Raw genomic sequence first — 22,670 nt, 5'->3', positions numbered from 1 at the left:
TCGGTGCCAGATTTTTGGTTGCGCCTTTTATGCTTAGAGGCGCTCACTGCGCTCATGTCAAGGCAAACTCTACGCACGAGCGCGAGTGGGGAGAAGGAGCGTCCGTAGTGCCGACTCTCGTCTGGAAATCCACTTCATAGAGCCGTACTGCCGAATGGGTGGCAGGGTAGGCTCTGAATACCGACAACAGCGGATCACCGTTGCTCAACGCTGCCAATGCGTAGAGCCACGGACCATCGGCCAGCCTATTTCGGGTGTAGCGCAGTAGCGCAGCACAGATTGAGGGATCGTTGTGCTCGACAGCGATAAAGGCAAGGTAGAGATAGGGGAGCGCCTGTCCATGCGCAGGAAGAGGTGGTCGACCGCGCAGCCATGCGTAAGCGTTGTAGGTAGGACGCATCCACGCCAACGGGCGCGAGTAGCGTTCCACGTGCGCCTGCCGCAGGGAGGACTGGTCCCAGGCAGCCATAACGGCACACAGATGTCCGCCTCTCACTGCCAAGAAGAAATCGCGGGCTTGCAAGGTATCGCAACGACCTCCCGGTTGGAAGTCGGCAACGTCGAGCACAGGTGCCCAGTTACCTATCCGGTGCATGTTGAGAAAGTGAACGACCGCGGGCAACGCATTGGCATCGGCGCGCCGCAGTTCAACGCCGTCAAGTTCCAGTTCGGGCCGTCGTTGTCCTAAGCGCAGCGCCAGCACGGTCAGCTCGCCAAACTGTTTCCATTGAGGCATGCCGGCACGCGTGGCGGTGAGACTTCGAAGCGCTGGTTTGTTGTCATCGTAGACGAGCGCGTAGGTTGGCAACGGGTCCGTACCATCGAGTGTTTGCAGTGCACGGAGTAGCTGCGTGGCCAGCCCTCGCCCTCGATGGGCGCGATCGACGCGGATGTCAGAAAGAAGTGCTGCGCGTTGGGGACTGCCGTTCAGAACAACAGTCGTGATGCTACGGGCGGCTGTAGCCACCACGCGCCCTGTCAAGGTATCGCGACCCATGATTACTTGCACCTTGTCCCCTTGCAGACGACTGGCGGAAAAATAGGAAGGCTCGCGGCGCAGGCTAATGGCGGTGGCACCTTCAATCCAATCCGAGGCCATGCGCTCGCGCAACTGTGCGTCTTCTTTCGCATGAGCAAGTGAGAACGTGTAGCAACTCACGACGACTGTCCACCTTCCACCATCGGGGTGTCCACGTTGGCCGCTATCGGCATCGTCTCCAAGGGGCGCCAGAGCCGGGGCCCTTCCGCCATCCAGCGGCGAGCGAATGCCAGATACGTCATGGGAGCTGTGGTCGGATCGACGCGCAGAAGCCTGGGCGCCTGATGCCAACGCACGGCCGGGTAGCAGTGATGCACCCGATGCAGCGAACGGTGTAAGGTTATCCATCCCAGGGCAGGCGGCAACAAGATGTCTTGCGTGATCGCGCCAGGATCCCGTCGAGGGGTAGAGGCTGTGACCGGAACACCATAGTGTTCGGCCTGCGTCAGCACGAAGTCGAACCATGACAGCACGGTCGCAGGTACAACATAGGCCCACAGAAGCAACTGTCTTACCGCAGCCGACTGCCAGGCACCGAAGCCGATGGCAGCGATGAATATGACCATCCAGGCAAGCGCCATGGTTCGCTGCCAATATCGTGACGGCGGCACCATCGTCCAGCCAACCCGATTCTGATGATAGGCAACCCAAGGCACCTCAAGCGGTGCAAGCAACCAGATCCAGCGTGTCTTCCAGCTCAGCACATAAAGCCGACCCTCCGGGTCTGCATTGGTGCAGGTAGCGCGATGATGGCGGAGATGAAAGTAGCGATACGCGATGAAGTTCACGCCGAACAATGCAGCGCAAACGATGCCGATCGCGTCATTCGCGCCATGGTGCGATAGAAATGTGCGATGTACGGCCATATGCTTTGCCTCTTGGCAACCCGCCAGAAATAGCGCTTGGGAAAGCGCCAGCAATACATGCAGCCAAGGAGACGACGTTACCGCGATTAACGCCGTATTGAGCAGCACGGTGGCGAGGAAGAGAAGACTGGGCAGGTCGTCATGCCAGCTTGGTTGCTGATGCCCATGGTGCGTCACTGCTGGTGACATGGACCCTCCTACAGCAGGCAGGCCAGATGGCGCGTGATGCGTTTGAGCATCTGCAACGGCATCACCCGCCAAAGCGGGGACAGGCTTGAGAGTGGAATGGTGCCTCGCAAGAGCACACCATAGTCGAGCGAGCGTTTGTGGGGGAAGTAGTTGGACTTGACGTCGACGATCTTCGTGAAGCCTCGCCCACGGTAGTAGCGCAGTTGCGGATCGAGCGGCATGCCGGAGCGTCGCGCGCGCACGTACGCTTCGATTGGGCCCTGCGGATGTTGTTGCCGCCATTGGCCCAATCCGGGAATGGGAGACCCAAGATAGACATGGCGCCATCCGCACTTAAGCGCATAAGGCCAGAAGAATGCCAGCAGCGCGTCAACGCCGTCGCCGCGGCGGCTGGTCAGGCTGATACCGAAAAGTGTTGTTGTCTCCTGAGGGGCTGGTAGCAACGTACAGTCTCGCCAAGTTCGGACGTGACGATGGAAGTCATGCGCTACTGGCTTAAGGAAAAGAGACGCAAGCAATTGTCCCGTCTCGGCACAGAAGGCACCCAGTGCAAGGTCAGGGTAGGCTGCGATGCGCTCTTCCAATTCGATCTGCGAGGCCACCTGATCGGTATCCCACTTGTCGTGCTCCAGCTTGAGCAACGCAGGCAGGTCATGCCGTGTGAGGAGTCGACCGTAGATGCATTGGCGAGAGGCCTCATGCATCTTGGTATGCATGAGCGAGCTCAGAGCATGGTTCATGGTGAGGGCGGTTGGGCGCGGAGAGTGATTGGCTGATTGCGTATATGCAATGGAATTTCAGCCGCATTTCGCCAAAACCGGATGTCAGGCAGATGAAATACCTGATTATCGATTGTTAAAATATGCGCCGTGATACTTTCCTCTAAGATTGACTAAAACAAAGATAAATCGATAACGTAAATATCAGCCATCGATAACGTCGATGTTGATCGATCGAAATAATTCGGTAGCCAAAGAAATGATGCTGCTTTAGTCTCCCAAGTGCCGTTTGCTAGGTACAAGAACTTCATTGAGGGCGCTACGATCTGCCCTTCGAAAAAAACGTGCGTCTTGACGCGCTCGTACCGAAGAGGTGCGCACTGCAAGCAAAACGGAGGGGGCTGGTACGCCAGTTGATCTGGGACAGAGTGACAGAATGTGGCAGTATCCATGGGCAGTGAGATCTTATTGGTGGTTCAAGATCAGGCGCAGCGCGACCGGCTGTCATTCGTACTGAGGGACGCGGGACATCGCGTTCAGTGCGCAGATGGGCTTGAGCAGGTTCAGGCCATGGTGTACAAGTCATGCCCACACATGATGCTGATGGAGTGGGCTTGGCCGCAGCCACAGCAAGCGATTGACCAATTGCTGGCATTGCGCTCTGACGCATACCTGCGGCGATTGCCCGTTATCGTATTCTCTCGTCACAGTAGTATCCAGGCCAAGATCTCAGCATTGAATGCTGGAGCCGACGACTACGTCGTCGACCCATGTGATCCTGCCGAGCTCCATGCGCGTATTCGTTCGATACTGCGTCGATGTCCGACACAGCACGCCGATAACAGTGTTCAGTTGAATGACTTAAGACTGGCCCCCCTCACGCTGAGCGTGACTGCTGAGACGCCCTCTGGTCAGCGCCCAATTCGAGTCAGTCCATTGGAATTCCGTCTACTCCACTTTTTGGTCATGCACCCTGAGCATCTGCATTCGCGCGCTAAGTTGCTTGACCGGGTGTGGGGCGGGGGTGCGTACGTCGGCGAGCGCACGGTCGACGTTCATATCCGAAAATTGCGCGTGGCCCTCGCCGGGACTGCTTGTGATGGCCTGATTCAGACGGTGCGGGGCGAGGGTTATCGGTTGGCGAGAGGCAGCGTTGCTCTTCTGGTGGAACGGCCCTCTGAGAGCAGCTAACAAAACGCAGTCATTGTGCCGTGTGCGACCGGCAGGCCAATGCCGTTTGGGAACAACTGCATCTGGCTTCGCTCAAGCGCCTAGCCAAGCTTGAAAATCAACTTCCAGTACGAGATTTCGACATGTTTATTATCTGGCACCGGCTTGGCATTCTGATTCTCCTAGTCCCAATTGTCGTTTTTGTGACCATACAGCTTGTCGTTGATGCGGCTCTTGGGCAAGGCTTCTATATCGCGCATCTCTGGCCAAAAGTAGTTGGTGGCCTGTTGACTGCTTTGGCTGTTGGCGCTTTTGGCTACTCCATGAATAAGAATGAACCGAGGCCACGTAAGCATCGCCTGTTCTTCTTGCCTGTCGAATATTGGTCTGCTGTCGTCGCAGCACTCACAGTCGTTATGGCTGTGCGCAGTAATTAGCCGGTAGCAGCCGCGTGCCTGCAATGTTCAACTACATGGGGATGGGATGAAGTTCAGGAAATCGCTTTTTTTCTCTCTTGCTGCTGCCCTCGTCGCCACGACGACGGCGATGGCGGCGGAAGTACAGTTCGATAAGGTTGGTATGAGCATTGAAGTTCCCACCGGGTGGCAGACAAAGTTGGTGGAAGAGTCTGGGCGTACCTTCCTGCTTCTTAAGCGGCCGGTAGCACCCGCCGACGTTGCGGCACTCAGCTGCCAAGTGAATCGCTTTGACATGCCGCAGAGTATGGGCCGATACACTCAGGCGCAACTGAATGATGCATACGAAAGAAAGCCTATGTCGAGAGGAGATTGGCTGACCCGATTTCAAGAGTTCGGAGGCTTCTCCGTGTCGGAAATTGACTTCGGAAAGTCGAGTCTAGGTGGGGATGTTGCGTACTGGTCCGTTGCAACGTTGACTGATGAAAAGGCCCCCCAGGGTTATCAAATGATGGTTAAGACTCTACTCAGCCAGACACCACGGTACGGTTGGAATGTTCAATGCTCGGTCATGTCCCCAGATAGGACGAAGGTGAAAGGAGTGTTCCGCACAAACGAAGTATTGTTCGACCGCATAATCGGAAGCTTCAAACACTTCTGATGGTTCTGTTGCTCAAGCCGGCTGCTCAAACAAAGAAGCACTGGGCGCGTCCCCTGCCAGAAGTTGGAGCACGACTCATCCGGCTAGCGCACTCGCAGTTGAGCGCCAAACTAAGGCACCCCTGCACTGAATGAGTATGAATATGGCCTCCCCTGGGCGAACGTTTGCTCTTCAGCTCATCGTCTCGCTGGCCATCCTGATTCTGATTGGAGTAACAGGCGCCGATTTTTTTCATCGAGACAAAAAGTTCATCGTACTGAAGCACACGCTCGTTTACGGTGCGTTTGCACTTTCCATCAGCTGGCTCGGCCTTCGGGTCACCCTCGTTCGAGCCATTTGGGGTAAGCGATTGAGCCTGTCGGCCCCGCAATGGCGTCGCTGTGTTGTCGCACTCGCGGCGCTATTCGCGGGGCTTGCGGCCCTGAACCTTACCGTCGCCTTCAGAGCGCGGCTGGCGGTCTGGTTGAATTACAAGCTCTTCGGGGCCTTGGCAATTTTCTGCGCTGAGATTTTCGGCATCACTTTGTGGTTGCGCCGTAGCCCGGATGGCAGCGCCTGACGGAGTGCGAAAGCATGCTGCCACCTATCCCCCAACAGTATGTTAAGTACCTGCGTCCCGACGGCGTGTTTGAAGGGTCTACCCACGGAGACGCGGAGCCGGGATATGACGCGCTGTGGCCGCTCGAGAAGATAGCCGACTACAATTCCGACGTTGAAATCGAAGTCTATGCCCCTCGATTTATAGCCTTTGGTGGGGACGGTGGCGGAGAGTTGCTCGTGTTTGATGCCTGCGCGCAACCAGCGAAACGGTACGAGCGCCAAGACGATTCTGACCGAGGACGGCCCGATCCGTATTTAAGTGCCGCGCGACCGGGATGGCAGCTTTGCCCCGCTGCTGATTCCCAAGCACGAGCGGCTTCACGGGTTTCGGCGAAAAGATCGTCGCCATGTACGCCCGAGGCATGGCCGCGCGCGAGATTCATGGCCTTACTGGAAGTGGCACCCTGTCTTGTTACGGGAACGCAGAGCTGCCAAAACAGGCTCAAGCTGCTCAATGGCAGGAATTCGCTCGCAGGCCAGTGGGATGGTGCACCACGGATAAGGTAGCTGGACCAGCCAACTATCAAATACAGGCTGCGAAGTTTCCGGTGGTAGTACTTCCATCGCCTCAATCACGATGTCGAGCGTTTGCACACGTTGGCCCTGTTCATCGCCTGAGAAGGTCCAGACATAGCTTCCGCACCCGACGCGCACAGCATCGGTAAGCTTATCGGACATGCCGACGAGCCAATCGCAGCTATAGCGCGTTACCCCGCGAACTGGACGCGAGTCCGCTAGGCAGAACGTGTAGACGTTGTCATAAGTCTGCCCGAAACGCCTGACGAGCACATCGGTGATAGCAGCTACCCCCTCGCTACGTGCAGGAAAGGTGATGGCGCTCGAGTTGACCGTCATTTGCAGAGTTGCGTCGGAGGCGAACGTTTGTGCCATCAGGTGCGGGCGATTTTCGTCTTTTGCTCGAATGTAGGTTCGAATCAACGTTTCAGGATCAAAAGAGGCCAACATTTGCGAAGTAGTGTGCTGCATATGATGAGTGCGAAAGGAAGCTCTTTGCATAGAGCGTCCGGAAAGCTCGGAAAAAAAATGGAGCGTTTATTGATCTTAGAGGGCATCCGATTCAGACAGGTAGACCTTATGCCCAGGGATCGCCACAATGATGGTGACAATGTCAATCTCTTGTCTAGCGAGAATTTTGTATTGCGATTGATCAAAAAAATATGGAACGCCACCCTGAATCTCTGGACACAGTCACCCACTTAAACTAACGGGTAGGCAAGCTCGCTCGACCTGCTGATGGGTGTGATGTCGCGTTGTGGGCCAGTCCCGAGCGGTTCAACGCTATGTGGCGACGGTGCGCGCTGACGAGGATGCACTCACACAGGCCATCGTCGCGCTGGCGGCCGACTACGGTCGCTATGGCTACCGACGCATCACGGCGCGTCGGCGTCGCTCGGGGCTCACCAGTTTCCCGAAGCGACCTCCTTGAGCATCGCCTTCTCCAGCGACAGGTCGGCAACCAGCTTGCGCAGCCGGGCGTTCTCGCGCTCAAGCTCCTTGAAGCGTTTGGCTTGGGCGTGCTGCAAGCCGCCGTACTCCTTGCGCCAGCGGTAATAGCTCTGCTCGGAAATACTGGCCTCCTTGCAGGCCAGTTGGGTGGTCTTGCCACTGCCCATCGCTACTTCGATGAGGCGCAGCTTCGCGATGATTTGTTCGGGGGTAAAGCTCTTGCGAGGCATCTTGGGTTGCTCCTTGCCAGGGTTGAATTCTCTCTTTCAACCTGGACTCGAAACAACCGGTCACGTCAACCCACGACAGGAGCGTGCCTAACCACTTGTTATCTGGGCGGCCGACAAAGCGCACCTTAGCTGCCTCAAGCTCTTGCACAAGCGCCGGGTCTGTCACACGCAGCGTCTGGAAAGGATGCTCACCCTTTCCAGTGCGGCGGATGACGTCGACCTGCTGCTTCGTCAGCAACGCCTCGATACCGTCTGCTGTGAAGGTTCCCGTGATGTCCTGCTCGCCAATGGCGACGTCTTTGACCTTGCCCGCATGCAGCAGGAGCTTGAAATCGCTGTAGGGCAGGGTGTCAGCCTGATCAGACAGGAACAGCGTTTGGAACGCCAGCATGCTCAGGGCGACGATGACGGCGTACCAGAGCGAGAACCTCTGCTGCCGCGGTTGCATACTTTCTTTCACTTGGTCACCCACGCATGGTCGTGCCTCAACCAACATCTCGATCGAATCTTGATGTTCGTGCTTATACCGGCGCCGTGCTTGATGCGGATCAACGAGCTCGCAAGCAAACGCTGTCATCGATACATGCAAAACGGCTGCTGTCCCGTATTTCAGTCAGGCAAGCACGTACGCAACGTTCGCGCGAGACGGGCCGCTTCACTCGCATCAGCAATGTTGGCGAAGCCCATCACCAGGCCGCGCGGCACATGCGGCATCCGACCATTCGCATACCAGATCGAAAGTGGCAGCACGGCGAGCCCTGCCTCACGGGCACGCGCGGCAACGGCGACATCGTCGACAGGGCCCCCCGGGCCTTCGGCGAATTGCACGGCGAACTGGACGCCACCGGGCGGCAACTCGACATGCAAGCGCTCGCCAAACGCGCGTTCCAGCGCGTGCGCGATCAGCATGCGCCGCTGACCATACAACGCGCGCATGCGCTTCACGTGGCGTGCAAAATGTCCTTCTTCCATAAAATCTGCCACGGCCGCCTGCAACAACGTCGGCGAGCCGGCGTTCATGCTGCATGCCACTCGCCCGACGCGATCGATGGCGCGCTCCGGCACCACCGCATACGCGAGCCGCAAACCAGGAAACATCATCTTGCTGAACGTGCCGCAATAGATGACGTGATCATGCCGGTCCAGGCTCTTCAACGCCGGTAGTGGCCGGCCTTGATAGCGGAACTCACTGTCGTAGTCGTCTTCGACGATCCAGCGGGACCCTTTCTCCGCCCAGTCCAGCAGCGCCATGCGTCTCGCAAGCGAAAGTGTGTGCCCCAGCGGGCTCTGGTGAGACGGCGTGACCAACGCAAAGCGCGCTTGCGTATCCAGTTCGATACCCCGCTCGACGTTGATCCCTTCCTCGTCCACCGGCACCGGCACGAGCTGCATGCCAGTCTCGGCCAGAAAGCTGCGCGCGAGCAGGTAGCCGGGGTCCTCGTACCATACGTGGTCGTTCGGCTGCGCAAGACTGCGTAAGACGAGTTCTAGCGTTGCGCGATAACCGCCGGTCACGAACACCTGCTCCGGCAAGCAGGTGACACCGCGCGACAGCCCGAGATAGGTGGCGATGTGTTCGCGCAGCGGCCGGTAACCGGCCGGGTCCGGGTACGCAAGCACTGCGCGTTCGCCACTGCGCGCATGACGCGAAACGAGCCGATTCCAAACCTTGCGCGGAAAGGCGTCGAGGGCCGGCAGACCTGGCTGCAATGGTCGCGGCTCGCCGCTCATGGCCACGGCAATCGTCAACGGGCGCGTGGGGATCGGCGGTATCCGATGCGACGCGTCCGACGCCTTTTGTTCCCGCCGTCTTCCTGCGCCCCGCCTGCCTTCTGCCGCTGGCGGCGCTTCCCGGCGTGACGAACGCACCACCGACGCCGGCAGCGACGGCGACACAAACGTGCCGGCCGCCCCACGCATCTGCAGGTAGCCCTCGTCAACCAGGATCGTGTAGGCCAGCTCGACGGTGCCGCGCGCCGTGTTCAGCTGCGCTGCGAGGCCGCGCAATGCAGGCACCCGATCGCCAGGGCGCAGATGCCCGGCCGCGATCGCCGTCCTGAAACGCTCACAAATCTGCAGATAGATCGGCACTGTTTCCTGCCGGTCGATTTCGATGGTCAGTGCGGGTGTGGGAGCAGTCATGGCGGTCTCGTCGGCCAGGGAAACGGAAACGACTTGGACTAGTCATTTCGACAATTCTTGGCCCTTATTTATAGGGCGTGATTGTTCCACACTGGGTCTCAAGCGATGCGACGACAGCGACATGTTCAGACGGCGCTACGCCCTTCCAGCACCTTGTGCATTCACTGACTCTCATCTGGAGACTCTGCCATGAAGATCGTCGTAATCGGTGGTTCGGGCCTGATCGGCTCACGTGTTGTCACACTGCTCAGCGAAGCAGGTCATGAGGTACTTGCCGCCTCGCCGCGCAATGGTGTGAATTCCGTGACGGGCGAGGGCCTGAGCAATGCACTCACCGACGCGGATGTCGTCGTGGATGTGACGAATGCGCCGTCATGGGAGCCGCAAGCGGTGCTCGAATTCTTCCGCAGCTCGGCCCGCAACCTTGGCAAGGCTGAAGTTGCCGCAGGTGTGCGTCATCACATCGCGCTATCCATCGTCGGCGCCGACCGCATGGCGGAGAACGCCTACTTCACGGCCAAAGTCGCGCAGGAAGAGGCGATTGAAGCGGCCGGCGTGCCGTACACGATCGTGCGCGCGACGCAGTTTATGGAGTTCATTGGCGGCATTGCAGACTTCAGCACGGTCGCAGGCACGGTACGCGTCGGCGACGGCTTGTTCCAGCCGATCGCGGCCGACGATATCGCGGCGATCCTCGCACAGACCGCACTCGCCGCACCGCTGAACGGCACGATCGACATTGCCGGACCGGACCGCGCCCCCTTCGCCCAGATCATCGCGCGCTATCTGAAATCAATCGGCGATACACGCCAGGTCTTGACGGATCGCGACGCACGGTACTACGGCGGCCTCGTCGAGGAACTGTCGCTCGTGCCGCTCGGCGACGCTCGAATCGGCCGCATCGGTCTCGACCAGTGGTTCGCACAGGCAAAGGGCGGCTGATCACCGGCTGACATCCCACAACGCTCGGATTCGCGCATCACGCCGTTGCCGGGCACCGCCACGCGGTCATCTCATCAGGAGCGCATCATGACGCAACGCCTCAACTACTTTCAGCAATCCCCCGAACTGAGCAAGAAGCTCGTGGAGCTCAACACGCTGCTTCAGAAAACGACGATCGAAACGCACATCCGCGAGCTCGTCGAACTGCGCGTGTCGCAGATCAATGGCTGCGCCTTCTGCGTCGACATGCACGTCAAGATGGCGAAGATCCACGGCGAGCGTGAACTGCGCCTCTACCACGTGGCGATCTGGCGCGAATCGACGCTGTTCTCGCCGCGCGAACGCGCCGCGCTGGCATGGGCCGAGGTGCTGACCAACATGCCCGCCCTGGGCGTGTCTGACGAAATCTACGACAGCGTGCGCGACCAGTACTCCGAAAAGGAGCTGGCCGATCTGACGTTCCTTGTGGGCGCGATCAACAGCTGGAACCGGCTGAACGTGGCGTTCCGCATGGTGCCGGGGTCATCCGACAAGGCATTCGGGCTCGACAAGGCCCATCTGGAGTGATGCCATGAAAAATCCAGTGTCCTTTGCTGCAGCCGTGGTGTGCTCGTGCCTGCTGATGGCGCAGCTGGTTAAGGCAGCGCCGGAAGCGAGCGTTACGCCACTGCGCACGGAATCGTTGCCGGAGTATTCGGGCAAAGAAGTTCAGATGATCGTGGTGGACTATCCGCCCGGCTCGGTCGACCCCGTGCATCGCCATGACGCGCACGCCTTTGTCTATGTGCTCGAAGGCAGCATCGTCATGAGTTTGAACGGCGGAAAGGAGGTCACCCTCAAGGCTGGTGATACGTTCCACGAAGGCCCCAACGACGTCCATACCGTCGGGCGCAACGCCAGTGCCACGCAGCCGGCCAAGTTTGTCGTGTTCCTGATCAAGAAGAAGGGCGCGCCGGTCTTGATGCCGGTGAAGTAGCTGAGTCTTCCACGCAGGCATCGGCAACGCCGATGCCCTTTCATGCGGGCAAGAAGGGCTCCACCGCAGTGTTCTTGCCGCGCACTTTGTTTCCCCAAAAGAGCTGATCCGCCGGTCCGTGCATAAGCGGAGGGCGCCGCTTTGCCATTCGACACAACACGTGAGCTGGATCATGAGCACGTCGACAACGAAACTCTCGCGCCACGATCTGCGGATTGGCCGTTCGCCGGGCGATCGCCGGGCGCGCCTGGTCAGACCCGCCGTGTGCGTCCTTCCCGTTCTGATGGCCGCCGTGTTGGCCGGCTGTGCCAACTATGCCGGCATCACAAGCGACAAGCGCATGGCTGATGCCAGCACCTACGCCGCCACGCAGAGCATTCCCGCCGAGCAGGGCCGCTGGCCATCCGCTGATTGGGCCGCCCAATTTGGCGACGCGCAACTCAAGGCGTTGATCGACGAGGCGCTACAGACCAATCCCTCGCTGGAAAAAGCCCGTGCCCGTGTGGCCGCCGCCGCCGCGTTCAGCGAAGGCGCCAATGCCAACACGTTGCCGCAAGTGGGCGCCGGTTATTCATGGGCGCGCCAGCGGTTTTCGGAAAGCGCGCTGGTACCGCCCCCGTTTGCAGGCGCCTGGCAGTCGGAGAACAAGGCGTTCACCAATGCATCGTACGAACTGGATGTGTGGGGCAAGAACCGCGAGGCGCTTAAGTCTGCGGTGTCTGCACAGCATGCCAGCGAAGCCGAGGCGGAGCAGGTCAAGCTGACACTCAGCGGTGCGATTGCCCGCGCCTATAACGAACTGGCCCGTCTCTATGCGCTGCACGATATCGCACAGGATGAGGTCAGGCAGCGCCGCGAAGTGCTGCGCGTGACCAACGGGCGCGTCACGCTGGGCCTGGATACTGAGGTGGAGAAGCGCACCGCAGAAGCCAATCTGGCTGCTAGTGAAGTGGCACTCTCGTCGCTCGACGGCGGTCTCCAGCGCACGCGCTATCAGCTTGGTGCACTGCTCGGGCAAGGGCCGGATCGCGGCCTTGCGATCCGCCGTCCCGCCCTCGGCACTGGCGATGCCGTCCGCCTGCCAGACAACCTGCCGGCCGACCTGGTTTCACGCCGCCCGGATATCGTCGCCGCGCGCTGGCGCGTGGACGCGACCTTGCACGACATCAAGGTGGCCAAGGCGGAGTTCTATCCGGACATCAACCTGAGCGCCATGATCGGCCTCGATGCCTTCGGCTGGGGCCGCTTCCTGCGTGCCGCCAGCCGCACCGCCTCGGTTGGTCCGGCGATCCACTTGCCGATTTTCGATGGTGGCGCTTTGCGCGCCCAGCTCAAGGGCCGCTATGCCGAATTCGACTTCGCCGTGGCCCACTACAACGAGACCCTGGTCAATGCCTTGACCGAGGTTGCGACCCAACTCTCGGACATCCGCGCTGTCGACGCGCAGATCGACAACGCCGTGCGCGCCGATACCGCCGCGCGCCGCGCACAAACCCTAGCGCTGGCGCAATACAAGGCTGGCCTGACCACACAGCTGACGGCGCTGAACGCGCAGACCAACGCGCTGGCCAGCAGCCAGGCGCTTGCCAATCTGCGCATGACGCGCCGCGACGGGCAAATCGCCCTGGCGGCTGCATTGGGCGGCGGCTATACGGAGCCCGCCGTGAGCGAAGACGAAAAGGTGACGCGATGAACCAAACGACCCCCTCGGCCCACCCGGCCCCCGCTACCCAACAGACCGGCGCGCGCTCCGCTGCCGTCACTCAGCCCGCCAGCAGGAACACCCGCAGGCGCTTGCTGATCCTGCTTGGTCTGAGCGCCGCACTCGTCGCAGCTGGCTATGGCACGTACTACTACACCGTCGCGCGCTTCCATGAGGAAACCGATGATGCCTATGTCAACGGCAACCTGATCCAGCTCACGCCACAGGTGAGCGGCACGGTGGTCTCCGTCAACGCTGACGATACACAGATCGTGAAGGCCGGTGAGCCCGTGGTCACGCTCGACACGGCCGATACAAAGGTTGCGCTCGCTGCAGCCGAGGCGGCGCTCGGCCAAACCGTGCGGCAAGTCAGTGCGCTCTATGCGAACAACAATGTGCTCGCAGCGACGGTGCAGCAGCGCCAGGTCGACCTCGCTCGCGCAAGAGGGGATCTGCGCCGACGCGCCGAGGTGGTCGAATCCGGCGCGGTCGCTGCGGAGGACCTCGCCCACACCCGCGACGCAGTCACGGCCGCCGAAGCCGCGCTTGAGACTGCACGTCAGCAGCTTGCGTCCAACCATACGTTGACCGACCAGGCCACCGTTACCGGCCATCCCAGCGTGCTTGCAGCAGCTGCCAAGGTGCGGGAAGCCTACCTGGCCGATGCCCGCAATACGCTACCCGCGCCGGTCACCGGCTACGTGGCGCGCCGCTCCGTGCAGGTTGGCCAGCGCGTGGCCCCCGGAAACCCGCTGATGGCCATCGTGCCGCTTGACGGTGTGTGGGTCGATGCCAACTTCAAGGAAGTCCAGCTCCAGCACATCCGCATCGGTCAGCCGGTCGAACTGCATGCCGATGTGTATGGTGGCAAGGTGACCTATCACGGCAAGGTTGTCGGCTTTTCTGCTGGTACCGGCAGCGCGTTCTCGGCCCTGCCCGCGCAGAACGCCACGGGCAACTGGATCAAAGTGGTGCAGCGCCTGCCTGTGCGCGTTCAGCTCGATCCGGCTGAGTTGCGCGAGCATCCGCTACAGGTCGGTCTATCAATGCAGGTCGACGTGCAAACGCGCAAGGAAGACGGTTCACGCCTTGCCAGCGGCAGCCGAATTGGTGGCGAAGCGCCGGTCCGCACGACGTACCGCACCGATGTATTCCAGCACTACGGCGAGCAAGCCGATCGAGAAATCGATCGGATCATTTCGCAGAACCGCAACGGCGCAGCCAGCGTAGAACAGGCAACTGAACACGTGCGGCAACAGAAGCAGGGGGGTGTCCTGCAGCCGGTGCAGAACCGCTTGCGTGCAGCTCCCGGCGCGTCAGCACATCGCGCTGGGCAGGCAGCCGCCTAGGCAGTACGCCGCGCCCACGGCCTGTCTTTTCGCATTTGCCTGCCATATCAGTTTTTTCATGTGACCCACTCCCCAGGGAGCGCATCATGCAGTCCCAAGCCCAGCCCTCAGTCGTGCCACCTCCATTGACCGGAGCCAAGCTCGTGATGGGGAGCTTTGCCGTGGCCCTGGTCACTTTCATGAACGTGCTGGACTCGTCGATCGCCAACGTCGCGATCCCGACAATTTCCGGCAACCTAGGCGTTTCGGTGGATGAGGGTACCTGGGTCATCACGCTGTTCGCTGCCGCCAACGCCGTGGCCATCCCGCTGACCGGCTGGCTGACCCAGCGCGTGGGCCAAGTGCGCCTGTTCGTTGGGGCAATCCTGATGTTCGTGCTGTCGTCGTGGCTGTGCGGCATCGCGCCCAACCTGGTCACGCTGTTGGCCGCGCGTATCCTGCAGGGCGCCGTGGCGGGTCCGCTGATTCCGTTATCGCAGTCGATCCTGCTGTCCTCTTATCCCAAGGAGAAGAGTGCCGCGGCGCTTGCGCTGTGGGCGATGACGGCCACGGTAGGACCGATCGCTGGCCCGGCACTGGGCGGCTGGATGACCGACAGCTACTCCTGGTCGTGGATCTTCTACATCAATGTGCCGGTCGGCCTGTTCGCCGCAGCCGTCACCTGGGCCATCTACCGTGACCGCGAAACCGCCACGCGCGTGCTGCCAATTGACGTCGTGGGCCTCGCCTCGCTCGTCACCTGGGTGGCATCACTGCAGATCATGCTCGACAAGGGCAAGGATCTCGACTGGTTCAGTTCACCGGTCATCGTCGCCCTGGCCATCGTCGCGCTACTCAGCTTCCTCTTCTTCGTGATCTGGGAGCTGACCGAACCGAATCCCATCGTCGACTTGCGCCTGTTCAAGGGCCGCAATTTCTTGGCAGGCACGGTCGCCATCTCGGTGGCCTTTGCCCTCTTCTTTGCCAACCTCGTGGTGCTGCCGCAGTGGATGCAGCAATACCTGGCCTATCCCGCCGTCAACGCAGGGCTGGCGATGGCGCCGCTGGGCATCTTTGCCGTGCTGCTGGCGCCGGTCGTGGGCAAGATCCTGCCCAAGTCGGAATTGCGCGTGCTTGCCACGCTGTCCTTCCTCGGCTTTGCCGGCGTGTTCTACATGCGCTCGCAATTCAGCACCGGCGTGGACATGTTCACGCTGGTGCTTCCCACGTTGCTGCAAGGCATTCCGACCGCGCTGTTCTTCGTTCCGCTGACGGCTATCATCCTGTCGGGCCTGCCACCGGAGAAGATTCCGGCCGCCGCCGGGCTGTCCAACTTCGTCAGAGTCTTTTGCGGAGCGGTAGGCACGTCGCTGGCCACTACCATCTGGAACGACCGGGCCGTGCTGCACCATGCGCGTCTGGTGGAGCAGGCCAGCCCGGGCAACCCGCTGTATGGCGCGGCGCTTCAGTCGATCGAGTCGACCCTGGGCTTCAGTCCCGCACAAGCCGCTGCCTACTTCGAACGCGGCCTGAACACGCAAGCCATCATGCTTGGACTGAACGACATATTCTGGATTTCAGGTGTGATCTTTGCCGCCGTCATTCCGCTGATCTGGTTCACGAAGCCCGACAAAGGGGCCGCGTCCGGCAGCGCGGCTGCGGCCCACTGACACCAGGCAATCAGTTCCTCGGCCAGCGTTCTGTCACACCGTCGAGAGAGGCACACCATGCATCTGGGGAAATCGTATTCATTATCCGAGTTCACGCGCTGGTCGAGGCGACAACTTTATGCCTCTCTGGCGTGCGCTTCGCTGCCCGTTGTCCTTTACCAGTTCCTCGGGCTGAAATGGCTGTCGATTCCAGTGTCGGTGGTGGTGCTGCTGGGCACCGCCACGTCGTTCATCGTGGGTTTCAGGAACGTGCAGACCTACGGCAGAGCCGTGGAGGCACAGCAGGCCTGGACGGAAATCCTAAGCCTCAGCCGATGTCTGGGTGTGATGAGCCGAGACTTTCCGGCAGGGCCGGCAGCCGGGCGAGAACTGATGCTCCGGCATTGCGCGTGGCTGACTGCGCTTCGCTATCAACTGCGAAGCCCACGAGTGTGGGAAAACGCAGGCAAGGCAGCTAACATGGAATACCGGAAGTACTACCAGGTCCCCGAGTGGGAAACCCCATTGGAACATGCGCTTGCGCGGTATCTGCCGCAAGCCGAGCTCGACTCGGTTCTGCATGCCGAGAGCAGGACAACCCGGTTGCTCGGAACGCAAGCGGCGGCCATCAAACGACTGCTTGCCGCCGGCGAGATCAGCAATGCCTTCTACCTGGAGCTGGGAGGATTGATCCGGAGCCTGTTCGTACAGCAAGGGCGGGCGGAGCGCGTCAAGGAGTACCCGTACCCCAGGCAATATGAGGTCATCAACAAGCTCTTTGTCAGTACCTTTTGTCTGCTGCTGCCGTTTGGCATTCTGACGGAGTTCGAAAAGCTCAATGCCAGCGTGTCAGGCGTCATGCATGGCCATATGATCTGGCTCGTCATTCCCTTCAGCACGATGATCTCGTGGATGTACCTCGCGCTGGAGCAAGTGGGCGAAAGTACAGAGAACCCGTTCGAAGGCAACCCGAATGACGTGCCCATGGCGCGGATCTGCCGGAAGATCGAACGTGATCTCATGGACATGCTTGGTGAGAAGAGCGATGTTATCGAGCCGGCGGCAGAGCATGGCATTGTTCTGTAGGTCAGGCCGTGACAGTTAACGGCCGTTCCGCCAATAAAATGGCGCAACACAACTGAACGCATATCGGGATGCCAGTGTTTGTCATTGAAGATGAGCTTCACGCCGAATGGCAAGGCGAGTTCGAAAGTTTTGCGGCGGCGCTGGCCGAACTCCGGAACAGGGCTGCCATCAAGTGGGATGAGGCACCCAACCGACCACCATGCAGCAGTGCGCGGACCTGTGGGCGCGAATACGTAATAGTCGAATTTGATGGCCGAGCGACTCCCTGGCGGGAGCTGAATCGAACCGCTGTGTTGAGCATTGACGCCGAAGGTGCCAGCGTCGAATGATGCCCAATATGGCCACGTCGATCACTCCGATCTCCCGCTCGTTGCCGAGCGGGACAGTGTTCTACACGTGGGTCAACATTCGATGCAAAAACCTACCTCGGGTGGGTCAGGATTCGGTGCAAATCAACATTTAGGGAATAGTTTGATAAATTTCCGAACAAAAAAACACCCCTCTTCAGGGGTGTTGGGGGTCGGGATGCTGCTTATCTAGCCCTAACTATGTATGGATAGTTGGGGGGAATAACCGAAGCCACCGGGGCGTTGTCATATCAAGCGACGAGTCCGTCGGCCGACAGGGAAATCGGCGCGATCAGTAACCCCACACCTGCATTTCGTCCAGCGAGTAGCCCCACTGCGTGGCGCGCTGCGTGCCGTACATGCGCACGTAGCGGCCGCTGCCCTTGAGGTTGGCCAGCGACACGTGGCCCCACGATGCGCCGTTCGAGGTCGAGTAGATGTTCGTCCAGTTCACGCCATCGTTCGACGTCTGGATGGAATACACCTTGGCGCCCGCATCCCAGTACAGATCGACGCCGGTGATGGTGCGCGTGGAGCCCAGATCCACCATCAGCCACTGCGCGCCCGCCACGCCTTCCACCGAATCCCAGCGGGTGCTGGTGGTGTTGCCGTCAAATGCGTAGGCCGGGCCAAGGCTCGCGCTGTAGCTCGACGATGCGCTGGCCGGCTTGCCTTGCGACAGCAGCGTAACGGCCTGCGAGGCGGTGACCGTGGTGCCAGCGTAGTAGTTCGAACCGAGCTTGGCCTTGGTGGTGTCCGAGTTCACGCCGAATTGCGACAGGCTCCAGCGCTGGCCGGTGGTCACATCGCCGAGGTAGAGCTGGTAGCCGCCGGCGCTGGTCGACGAGAAGAACAAGTAGTTCGTGTTGTTCACGGGCGATGGGTCGGAGTTGTTGCTATTGCAGTCGTTGAGCGAGAGCTGGTTGGGCGTGTCGCTCGGGTTGACCTTGGTGTAGATCTGGTCAGCCTGGCTGGTGGCGTCGTGCCAGCGGGCGTAGAACACGGTGCCGTCCGCACGCACGATCGGGTAGTACGTGGCCAGGCCTGCCGGCGTGTCGAACGCCACCTTGCTGGTGCTGCCCACCGTCTGCTTGTACAGGCCCATGCCCGAACCCGTGCCCGTGGTGTAGTACACGGCTGTGCCATCCGGCGTGGCAAACGGCATCGAGTTTTCCAGCGTCGGTGCGGTGTGCGTCAGGTTAATGACCGACGTGAACACCGGGCCCGAGCTGGTGTACGACAACGCGGCCTGCATCACGTCGCCGTTCTGCTTGAAGAGCAGCGACTTGCCGTCCGTGCTGAACTTCGGGTCTTCATTGCGCGTCTGGCCGGTGCTGTTGGTCAGGTTGATTGGCTGGCTGCTCGAGCCGACCTGCCAGAAGAACACGTTCCACGCGTTGTTGGTGATGCCCATGAAAGCCAGCCACTTGCCGTCGGGGCTGAACACGGCGTTCATCGGGTCCTGGATGCCCCAGGCTGCCTTCGACACCTGCGTGAGCGTCCGTGCCGAGAAGTCGTAGATGAAGATCTGGCTGGTGCCGTCGCCATAGCTCACGTAGCTGTGGTACGCGAGCTTGCCGGTCAGGCTGGCCGGAAAGGTGCTGTTGGATTGCGTGGGCGGATTGGCCACGCAGGTGGCTTGGCTGGGGGCGGAAAACAGGGCAAACGCCGCGCCGGCAAGCAGGCCAAGACGGCCGAAGGAAAACAACTGGGTGCGCATGAAACAGGACTTCCTATGCAAGTGGGTCAGTGGCAGTGGCAACCGCCGCATTAAGTCCGCGTCACCTCGTGGAATTCGGGCAAAGCTTCGCCAAACTCGGTGGTCGACCAAGTTGAAAAAGCGCCACAAAACCGGGGGGAGTGACGAGGGATGAAACGCGCCAAAAACCCTGTTGCTTCGTATCGTCGTGCTTCTTGTCGGGGTCTCGACTACATCGAGAAGGCGAGTCGCGGGCCAGACTGTAAGGGTTTCGCTGACTGTCCGAAACCCCAATAAGAAAGCCGTTTTCGCCCTAATTTGCCGCGGCAGGCACGGGCCGCCACATGCTCATGTAAAACTGACACGCACGGACTGCACAACGTTGATAACGCTGCACGTGCGCAGTCCCTTTTGTTATTTTTACCGCGACCATTTGCCGCGTGTTTTAAACGCGGCGGCGGTGTGAAGTTTGCTGTCGAGGCACGGCGTTGTGCGTGGTGGCGCACCGGCGCAGCTCGTCTATCACGGGGGGCGATGTTGCTGCGGGCAAGTCGAATCCGCGCCGAAACCAGTCGAGCGGGGCAATGCACTGTGAGTGGGTTTGCGGCAGACGCCCGTGCCGCAACATTTTTGCCAAGCAAGGCCATGCCGGCTAAGTCGAGGGGGGAGGCGCCTTCGGCAAGCATTGCCAATCGCATCACACCCTGCGGAAGATATTCCCCTTTGCCGAGGGTGAAGCGCGTATGCTGGGGACTGCCACTTGGCAAGCAACGCAACAGGAGTACCACCATGGCCAAGAGTCAATTGCGCGGCAACCGCGAAGCGAAGAAGCCTAAGCAACCGAAGAAACCTGCGGTGCCAGCAACGCCGTTCAGCACAGTTCAATCGCGGGCCGCAAGCGAGGCTGCTGCCAAGAAGAAGACGTAACGCGTTGGCTGCAGACCTGCCATGCAGGGCCGATATGTAAAGCGCGACGTTCTCTATCGCGACGCCAACCATCCACATTGACAGTCGAACGCGCAGACCGATTCGGGAGGCGCACCATGATCCACCACGACATACATCAGACATTCCGAGGGCTTCCCCTAACAACCCAGCAAGAGGCGGAAGTCCGTCATTACTTGAACAGGCAGCGCAGGCTGGGCAAGCCATGGAATACCCCGGAGTTGCGGGCGATGCTGAAAGATATGCTTCTGCCCCCAAGCACCGAGGACGACAGTCGGAGCGAGTCCACTCTGGCGGCTTCGGCCGCTGCGGAGCGCGCAGCCACGCTCGTGGATGAGGCCACGGAGCCAATTGAGGCGTACGAGGAATGGATCGCCGCCATGGAAATCGAGAACATGAAGAAAGACGCGCACTAGGTACGCGCATCCGCGAGTTTCGAGCTAAGAGCGATAGCGTTGTGACGGCACGGGGGTAGCCGCATCGTCGCGCCGCAAGCGACCAATGGGAGAGCATCGGAACAGCCAAACATGCGGCTGCGAAGATGGCCGAAGATGTCATCGATGGATTTTTTCCTGGCCAATTCATGATTTCCGAGTAGGTGCATCAGACCTGCAGCCAGTGCCGGCACTGCACCGCCCATGACCTGTCTGCGCCGACTACCAAGCGACGCTGGAGGCAGACAGCAGGAGGCCGTATGGTCCGCATGCGCTATGCGGTCGGTTTGATTTATGAGGTGTGCGACCCGACCGCCGATTTCATCTTCAATTTCCACGCCGCACAAACAGCGCGCCAGGTAGTCATCACCGAGTCATTGCAGTTGACTCCGGCGTTGCCAGCAAAGCCCCACACAGAACCAACGCTGCTCAATCGACGCCTGCGTGTCCGGGCGCCCAAGGGACCCTTCTCCGTCAGCTATGCCGCAACCGTCGACATCGACCATCTGCTGACGCCTCCTGAGCAGCTGTTCGAAGTCCCCGTTGCAGATCTCCCGCTCGATGTCATCACATACCTGGCCCCAAGTCGCTACTGCGAATCGGATCGCCTCATGGAATTCGCGCTGCGAGAGTTCGGCGGTTATCAGCGTGGGTACCCGCTTGTCATCACGATTCGGGACTGGGTCTGCCGCTACGTGCGATTTTCGCCGCAGTCTACGAACGAGCGTACGTCTGCCGTGAGCACACTCGTTGAGCGCAAAGGCGTGTGCCGGGATTATGCGCACCTCATGATCGCGTTATGCCGTGCACTGAGTATTCCAGCACGCTTTTCGAGCAGCCTGGATTACGGTGCTGATCCGCTGCTGGGTCCACCGGATTTTCACGCGTTTGTGGAGGTGTTTTTGGGGCAACGATGGTATTTGGTCGATCCATCGAATGCGTCAGTGCCCATGGGGCTTCTGCGAATCGGTACGGGGCGTGACGCTGCGGATGTCCCAATTGCCATGGTCTTCGGCAATGTCAAACCGTCGCGACCGCTGGTGGAAGTTCAGGCCATTGCAAGCAGTGATCTGGGATTCAGCATGCCAATCGACACCGCGCTCGGAATCAGCACGTGGTAAGAAGATAGTAGTCGTTCACCACTCGTCCGTTGTGGGCGGCTCGTCTTCGACACCAAGGATCACATCGATCGCCGCTCGCCCAGCCAGCTCACCGATCAAGTGCGCCCAACGTCGAGAGAAGGGGCCGCCGTGGACTTTGATGCGCTTGCCGATTGCCGCAATGCCGGGGGGCTGTATTGGGCCTTCGATACAAAACCACAGATCGAACATGTCCTTGGATGTACCCACGAGTTCCAGGTGAATATCGTAACCACGGTACTCCGTCGTATGTGTCATCGCGCTACTCCCCTGACAAATCGGGATCACTTCCGGAGGCATCAGTGATTCTGCACCGCAATTCGTACCGTCCAGAAGTGGAGATTTCCGGCGTCGTTGAGTTGTTCCGTCGAGGTGTTTTCCTTGCCTGACAGGCGAATTCGGCGGGCTCGCCCACCGCAGCGCGGATTTGGGGGCGACGCTCGTTATGGTACCGCCGCCAGTCGACGATTTTGCTCCGAGCGTCCTCCAGGGACAAGAGCCAACGCTCGTCCAGGCATTCTTGCCGGAACTGCCCGTTGAAGCTCTCGTGGAGTTCCGCACCCTGCTCGTATGCCCAGCGGTCCATCGCCTATGAGATGAACTCGCTGCCGTTGCCCACCTTCATGGTTTGGGGCTTGCCACACTGGGCAAACGTCGCTTCGCTGACGCCCTGCTTGCGGACTTTCGTGCCTGGATCCGCTTGCTTGAGCAATGCTATCTGCGCCTCCGTGAACTTGCTCGTCTTCATGGCATGCCTTCCGATTCAAATCGTGAAAATCATGCCGGATCCTCTACTTCTCAGCGGTACTGTTTCTTGGTGTAGGGGCAATGATGTTCAGGCCATAGCCGCCAGCCGATTGCCGGGCGGTTGGCCGATTGCATCGACGAGGCCGCGCGACAGGCCACGGCTGGCTAGCCGCACAC

Annotated in this window: 21 protein-coding genes and 5 pseudogenes; 16 read left to right on the top strand and 10 right to left on the bottom strand. The window is 60.2% G+C overall.

The genetic code is table 11. The features are described from left to right. Nucleotides 1-52 precede the first annotated feature (52 nt). From AB0305_RS10735 to AB0305_RS10725, 3 genes are read right to left on the bottom strand one after another with little or no spacing between them, the layout of a single operon-like run. Nucleotides 53-1,159, bottom strand: a complete 1,107-nt coding sequence (locus tag AB0305_RS10735) for a GNAT family N-acetyltransferase (protein ID WP_366172876.1) — start codon at nt 1,157-1,159, stop codon at nt 53-55. Continuing rightward, nucleotides 1,156-2,094 carry a fatty acid desaturase gene (locus tag AB0305_RS10730; protein WP_366172874.1) on the bottom strand — a complete coding sequence of 313 codons (939 nt, stop codon included), beginning with the start codon at nt 2,092-2,094 and terminating at the stop codon, nt 1,156-1,158. The genes AB0305_RS10735 and AB0305_RS10730 overlap by 4 nt, the downstream gene beginning before the upstream one ends. Nucleotides 2,095-2,102: 8 nt before the next feature. Further along, nucleotides 2,103-2,810 carry a hypothetical protein gene (locus AB0305_RS10725; RefSeq protein WP_366172872.1) on the bottom strand — a complete coding sequence of 236 codons (708 nt, stop codon included), beginning with the start codon at nt 2,808-2,810 and terminating at the stop codon, nt 2,103-2,105. Between the two features lie 453 nt (nt 2,811-3,263). On the opposite strand from AB0305_RS10725, the gene AB0305_RS10720 reads away from it, so the two are divergent. From AB0305_RS10720 to AB0305_RS10700, 5 genes and pseudogenes are all read left to right on the top strand, one after another. After that, nucleotides 3,264-4,004 carry a winged helix-turn-helix domain-containing protein gene (locus tag AB0305_RS10720; protein ID WP_366172870.1) on the top strand — a complete coding sequence of 247 codons (741 nt, stop codon included), beginning with the start codon at nt 3,264-3,266 and terminating at the stop codon, nt 4,002-4,004. Between the two features lie 20 nt (nt 4,005-4,024). Continuing rightward, nucleotides 4,025-4,420 carry a hypothetical protein gene (locus AB0305_RS10715; protein WP_366172869.1) on the top strand — a complete coding sequence of 132 codons (396 nt, stop codon included), beginning with the start codon at nt 4,025-4,027 and terminating at the stop codon, nt 4,418-4,420. 46 nt (nt 4,421-4,466) lie between these two features. Further along, nucleotides 4,467-5,060: a hypothetical protein gene (locus tag AB0305_RS10710; RefSeq protein WP_366172867.1), complete on the top strand. Its 594-nt coding sequence runs from the start codon at nt 4,467-4,469 to the stop codon at nt 5,058-5,060. A gap of 130 nt (nt 5,061-5,190) precedes the next feature. Next, nucleotides 5,191-5,619 carry a septation protein IspZ gene (locus AB0305_RS10705; RefSeq protein WP_366172865.1) on the top strand — a complete coding sequence of 143 codons (429 nt, stop codon included), beginning with the start codon at nt 5,191-5,193 and terminating at the stop codon, nt 5,617-5,619. A 237-nt stretch (nt 5,620-5,856) separates the two neighbouring features. Then, nucleotides 5,857-6,040: pseudogene (locus AB0305_RS10700) on the top strand (transposase); the annotation flags it as partial. A 7-nt stretch (nt 6,041-6,047) separates the two neighbouring features. Here AB0305_RS10700 and AB0305_RS10695 read toward each other — a convergent pair. Beyond that, the gene (locus AB0305_RS10695; RefSeq protein WP_366172932.1) at nt 6,048-6,626 is read right to left on the bottom strand and encodes a hypothetical protein; all 579 of its coding nucleotides are present in this window, start codon (nt 6,624-6,626) and stop codon (nt 6,048-6,050) included. Nucleotides 6,627-6,924: 298 nt separating this feature from the next. Here AB0305_RS10695 and AB0305_RS10690 point away from each other — a divergent pair. Next, nucleotides 6,925-7,077, top strand: a pseudogene (locus AB0305_RS10690) (IS3 family transposase); the annotation flags it as partial. Here AB0305_RS10690 and AB0305_RS10685 read toward each other — a convergent pair. From AB0305_RS10685 to AB0305_RS10675, 3 genes and pseudogenes are all read right to left on the bottom strand, one after another. Further along, nucleotides 7,053-7,357: pseudogene (locus AB0305_RS10685) on the bottom strand (transposase); the annotation flags it as partial. The pseudogenes AB0305_RS10690 and AB0305_RS10685 overlap by 25 nt on opposite strands. Nucleotides 7,358-7,472: 115 nt before the next feature. Next, a pseudogene (locus AB0305_RS10680) lies at nt 7,473-7,805 on the bottom strand (ATP-dependent metallopeptidase FtsH/Yme1/Tma family protein); the annotation flags it as partial. Nucleotides 7,806-7,966: 161 nt separating this feature from the next. Continuing rightward, on the bottom strand, nt 7,967-9,499 hold the full coding sequence (locus AB0305_RS10675; protein WP_366172863.1) for a PLP-dependent aminotransferase family protein: 1,533 nt from the start codon (nt 9,497-9,499) through the stop codon (nt 7,967-7,969). Between the two features lie 189 nt (nt 9,500-9,688). Here AB0305_RS10675 and AB0305_RS10670 point away from each other — a divergent pair, with 189 nt between their 5' ends. The 7 genes from AB0305_RS10670 to AB0305_RS10640 all read left to right on the top strand — a co-directional run bounded on the left by AB0305_RS10670 (nt 9,689) and on the right by AB0305_RS10640 (nt 17,182). Continuing rightward, entirely contained in the window at nt 9,689-10,441 is a 753-nt protein-coding gene (locus AB0305_RS10670) for an SDR family oxidoreductase (RefSeq protein ID WP_366172861.1), read from the top strand. 87 nt (nt 10,442-10,528) lie between these two features. Then, complete coding sequence (locus tag AB0305_RS10665) at nt 10,529-11,008, top strand: carboxymuconolactone decarboxylase family protein (RefSeq protein ID WP_366172859.1); 480 nt, start codon at nt 10,529-10,531, stop codon at nt 11,006-11,008. Nucleotides 11,009-11,012: 4 nt separating this feature from the next. Continuing rightward, a complete protein-coding gene (locus AB0305_RS10660) occupies nt 11,013-11,417 on the top strand; it encodes a cupin domain-containing protein (protein WP_366172857.1) in 405 nt (134 codons plus the stop codon). Nucleotides 11,418-11,577: 160 nt separating this feature from the next. Next, the gene (locus AB0305_RS10655; RefSeq protein ID WP_366172855.1) at nt 11,578-13,110 is read left to right on the top strand and encodes an efflux transporter outer membrane subunit; all 1,533 of its coding nucleotides are present in this window, start codon (nt 11,578-11,580) and stop codon (nt 13,108-13,110) included. Beyond that, nucleotides 13,107-14,468, top strand: coding sequence for an HlyD family efflux transporter periplasmic adaptor subunit (locus AB0305_RS10650; RefSeq protein WP_366172853.1), 1,362 nt, complete (start codon nt 13,107-13,109; stop codon nt 14,466-14,468). Before AB0305_RS10655 ends, AB0305_RS10650 begins: the two co-directional genes overlap by 4 nt. An 86-nt stretch (nt 14,469-14,554) precedes the next feature. Then, nucleotides 14,555-16,117, top strand: a complete 1,563-nt coding sequence (locus AB0305_RS10645) for a DHA2 family efflux MFS transporter permease subunit (protein WP_366172851.1) — start codon at nt 14,555-14,557, stop codon at nt 16,115-16,117. A gap of 57 nt (nt 16,118-16,174) precedes the next feature. Further along, on the top strand, nt 16,175-17,182 hold the full coding sequence (locus AB0305_RS10640) for a bestrophin family ion channel (RefSeq protein ID WP_366172849.1): 1,008 nt from the start codon (nt 16,175-16,177) through the stop codon (nt 17,180-17,182). 639 nt (nt 17,183-17,821) lie between these two features. Here AB0305_RS10640 and AB0305_RS10635 read toward each other — a convergent pair. Further along, nucleotides 17,822-19,249, bottom strand: a complete 1,428-nt coding sequence (locus AB0305_RS10635; RefSeq protein WP_366172847.1) for a discoidin domain-containing protein — start codon at nt 19,247-19,249, stop codon at nt 17,822-17,824. Nucleotides 19,250-20,017: 768 nt separating this feature from the next. Here AB0305_RS10635 and AB0305_RS10630 point away from each other — a divergent pair. The 3 genes from AB0305_RS10630 (at nt 20,018) to AB0305_RS10620 (ending at nt 21,728) form a co-directional block, all read left to right on the top strand. Beyond that, nucleotides 20,018-20,155, top strand: coding sequence for a hypothetical protein (locus tag AB0305_RS10630; RefSeq protein WP_366172845.1), 138 nt, complete (start codon nt 20,018-20,020; stop codon nt 20,153-20,155). 116 nt (nt 20,156-20,271) lie between these two features. Beyond that, nucleotides 20,272-20,589: a hypothetical protein gene (locus AB0305_RS10625; protein WP_366172843.1), complete on the top strand. Its 318-nt coding sequence runs from the start codon at nt 20,272-20,274 to the stop codon at nt 20,587-20,589. A gap of 278 nt (nt 20,590-20,867) precedes the next feature. After that, nucleotides 20,868-21,728, top strand: a complete 861-nt coding sequence (locus AB0305_RS10620) for a transglutaminase family protein (protein ID WP_366172841.1) — start codon at nt 20,868-20,870, stop codon at nt 21,726-21,728. A 15-nt stretch (nt 21,729-21,743) separates the two neighbouring features. Here AB0305_RS10620 and AB0305_RS10615 read toward each other — a convergent pair whose 3' ends face one another. Continuing rightward, a complete protein-coding gene (locus AB0305_RS10615) occupies nt 21,744-22,004 on the bottom strand; it encodes a hypothetical protein (protein WP_366172839.1) in 261 nt (86 codons plus the stop codon). A gap of 172 nt (nt 22,005-22,176) precedes the next feature. Next, a pseudogene (locus AB0305_RS10610) lies at nt 22,177-22,380 on the bottom strand (integrase core domain-containing protein); the annotation flags it as partial. Between the last annotated feature and the right edge of the window lie 290 nt (nt 22,381-22,670).

The organism is Arthrobacter sp. NPDC080086 (assembly GCF_040702285.1).
This window is presented reverse-complemented; position numbering and strand designations above follow the sequence as displayed.

What these genes read in the sequence shown, in the direction of transcription:
- AB0305_RS10730 (WP_366172874.1), bottom strand. Translation starts at nt 2,094, where the DNA reads ATGTCACCAGCAGTGACGCACCATGGGCATCAGCAACCAAGCTGGCAT.
- AB0305_RS10725 (WP_366172872.1), bottom strand. Translation starts at nt 2,810, where the DNA reads ATGCATACCAAGATGCATGAGGCCTCTCGCCAATGCATCTACGGTCGA.
- AB0305_RS10720 (WP_366172870.1), top strand. Translation starts at nt 3,264, where the DNA reads ATGGGCAGTGAGATCTTATTGGTGGTTCAAGATCAGGCGCAGCGCGAC.
- AB0305_RS10710 (WP_366172867.1), top strand. Translation starts at nt 4,467, where the DNA reads ATGAAGTTCAGGAAATCGCTTTTTTTCTCTCTTGCTGCTGCCCTCGTC.
- AB0305_RS10705 (WP_366172865.1), top strand. Translation starts at nt 5,191, where the DNA reads ATGAGTATGAATATGGCCTCCCCTGGGCGAACGTTTGCTCTTCAGCTC.
- AB0305_RS10695 (WP_366172932.1), bottom strand. Translation starts at nt 6,626, where the DNA reads ATGTTGGCCTCTTTTGATCCTGAAACGTTGATTCGAACCTACATTCGA.
- AB0305_RS10675 (WP_366172863.1), bottom strand. Translation starts at nt 9,499, where the DNA reads ATGACTGCTCCCACACCCGCACTGACCATCGAAATCGACCGGCAGGAA.
- AB0305_RS10670 (WP_366172861.1), top strand. Translation starts at nt 9,689, where the DNA reads ATGAAGATCGTCGTAATCGGTGGTTCGGGCCTGATCGGCTCACGTGTT.
- AB0305_RS10665 (WP_366172859.1), top strand. Translation starts at nt 10,529, where the DNA reads ATGACGCAACGCCTCAACTACTTTCAGCAATCCCCCGAACTGAGCAAG.
- AB0305_RS10660 (WP_366172857.1), top strand. Translation starts at nt 11,013, where the DNA reads ATGAAAAATCCAGTGTCCTTTGCTGCAGCCGTGGTGTGCTCGTGCCTG.
- AB0305_RS10650 (WP_366172853.1), top strand. Translation starts at nt 13,107, where the DNA reads ATGAACCAAACGACCCCCTCGGCCCACCCGGCCCCCGCTACCCAACAG.
- AB0305_RS10645 (WP_366172851.1), top strand. Translation starts at nt 14,555, where the DNA reads ATGCAGTCCCAAGCCCAGCCCTCAGTCGTGCCACCTCCATTGACCGGA.
- AB0305_RS10640 (WP_366172849.1), top strand. Translation starts at nt 16,175, where the DNA reads ATGCATCTGGGGAAATCGTATTCATTATCCGAGTTCACGCGCTGGTCG.
- AB0305_RS10635 (WP_366172847.1), bottom strand. Translation starts at nt 19,249, where the DNA reads ATGCGCACCCAGTTGTTTTCCTTCGGCCGTCTTGGCCTGCTTGCCGGC.
- AB0305_RS10630 (WP_366172845.1), top strand. Translation starts at nt 20,018, where the DNA reads ATGGCCAAGAGTCAATTGCGCGGCAACCGCGAAGCGAAGAAGCCTAAG.
- AB0305_RS10625 (WP_366172843.1), top strand. Translation starts at nt 20,272, where the DNA reads ATGATCCACCACGACATACATCAGACATTCCGAGGGCTTCCCCTAACA.
- AB0305_RS10620 (WP_366172841.1), top strand. Translation starts at nt 20,868, where the DNA reads ATGGTCCGCATGCGCTATGCGGTCGGTTTGATTTATGAGGTGTGCGAC.
- AB0305_RS10615 (WP_366172839.1), bottom strand. Translation starts at nt 22,004, where the DNA reads ATGACACATACGACGGAGTACCGTGGTTACGATATTCACCTGGAACTC.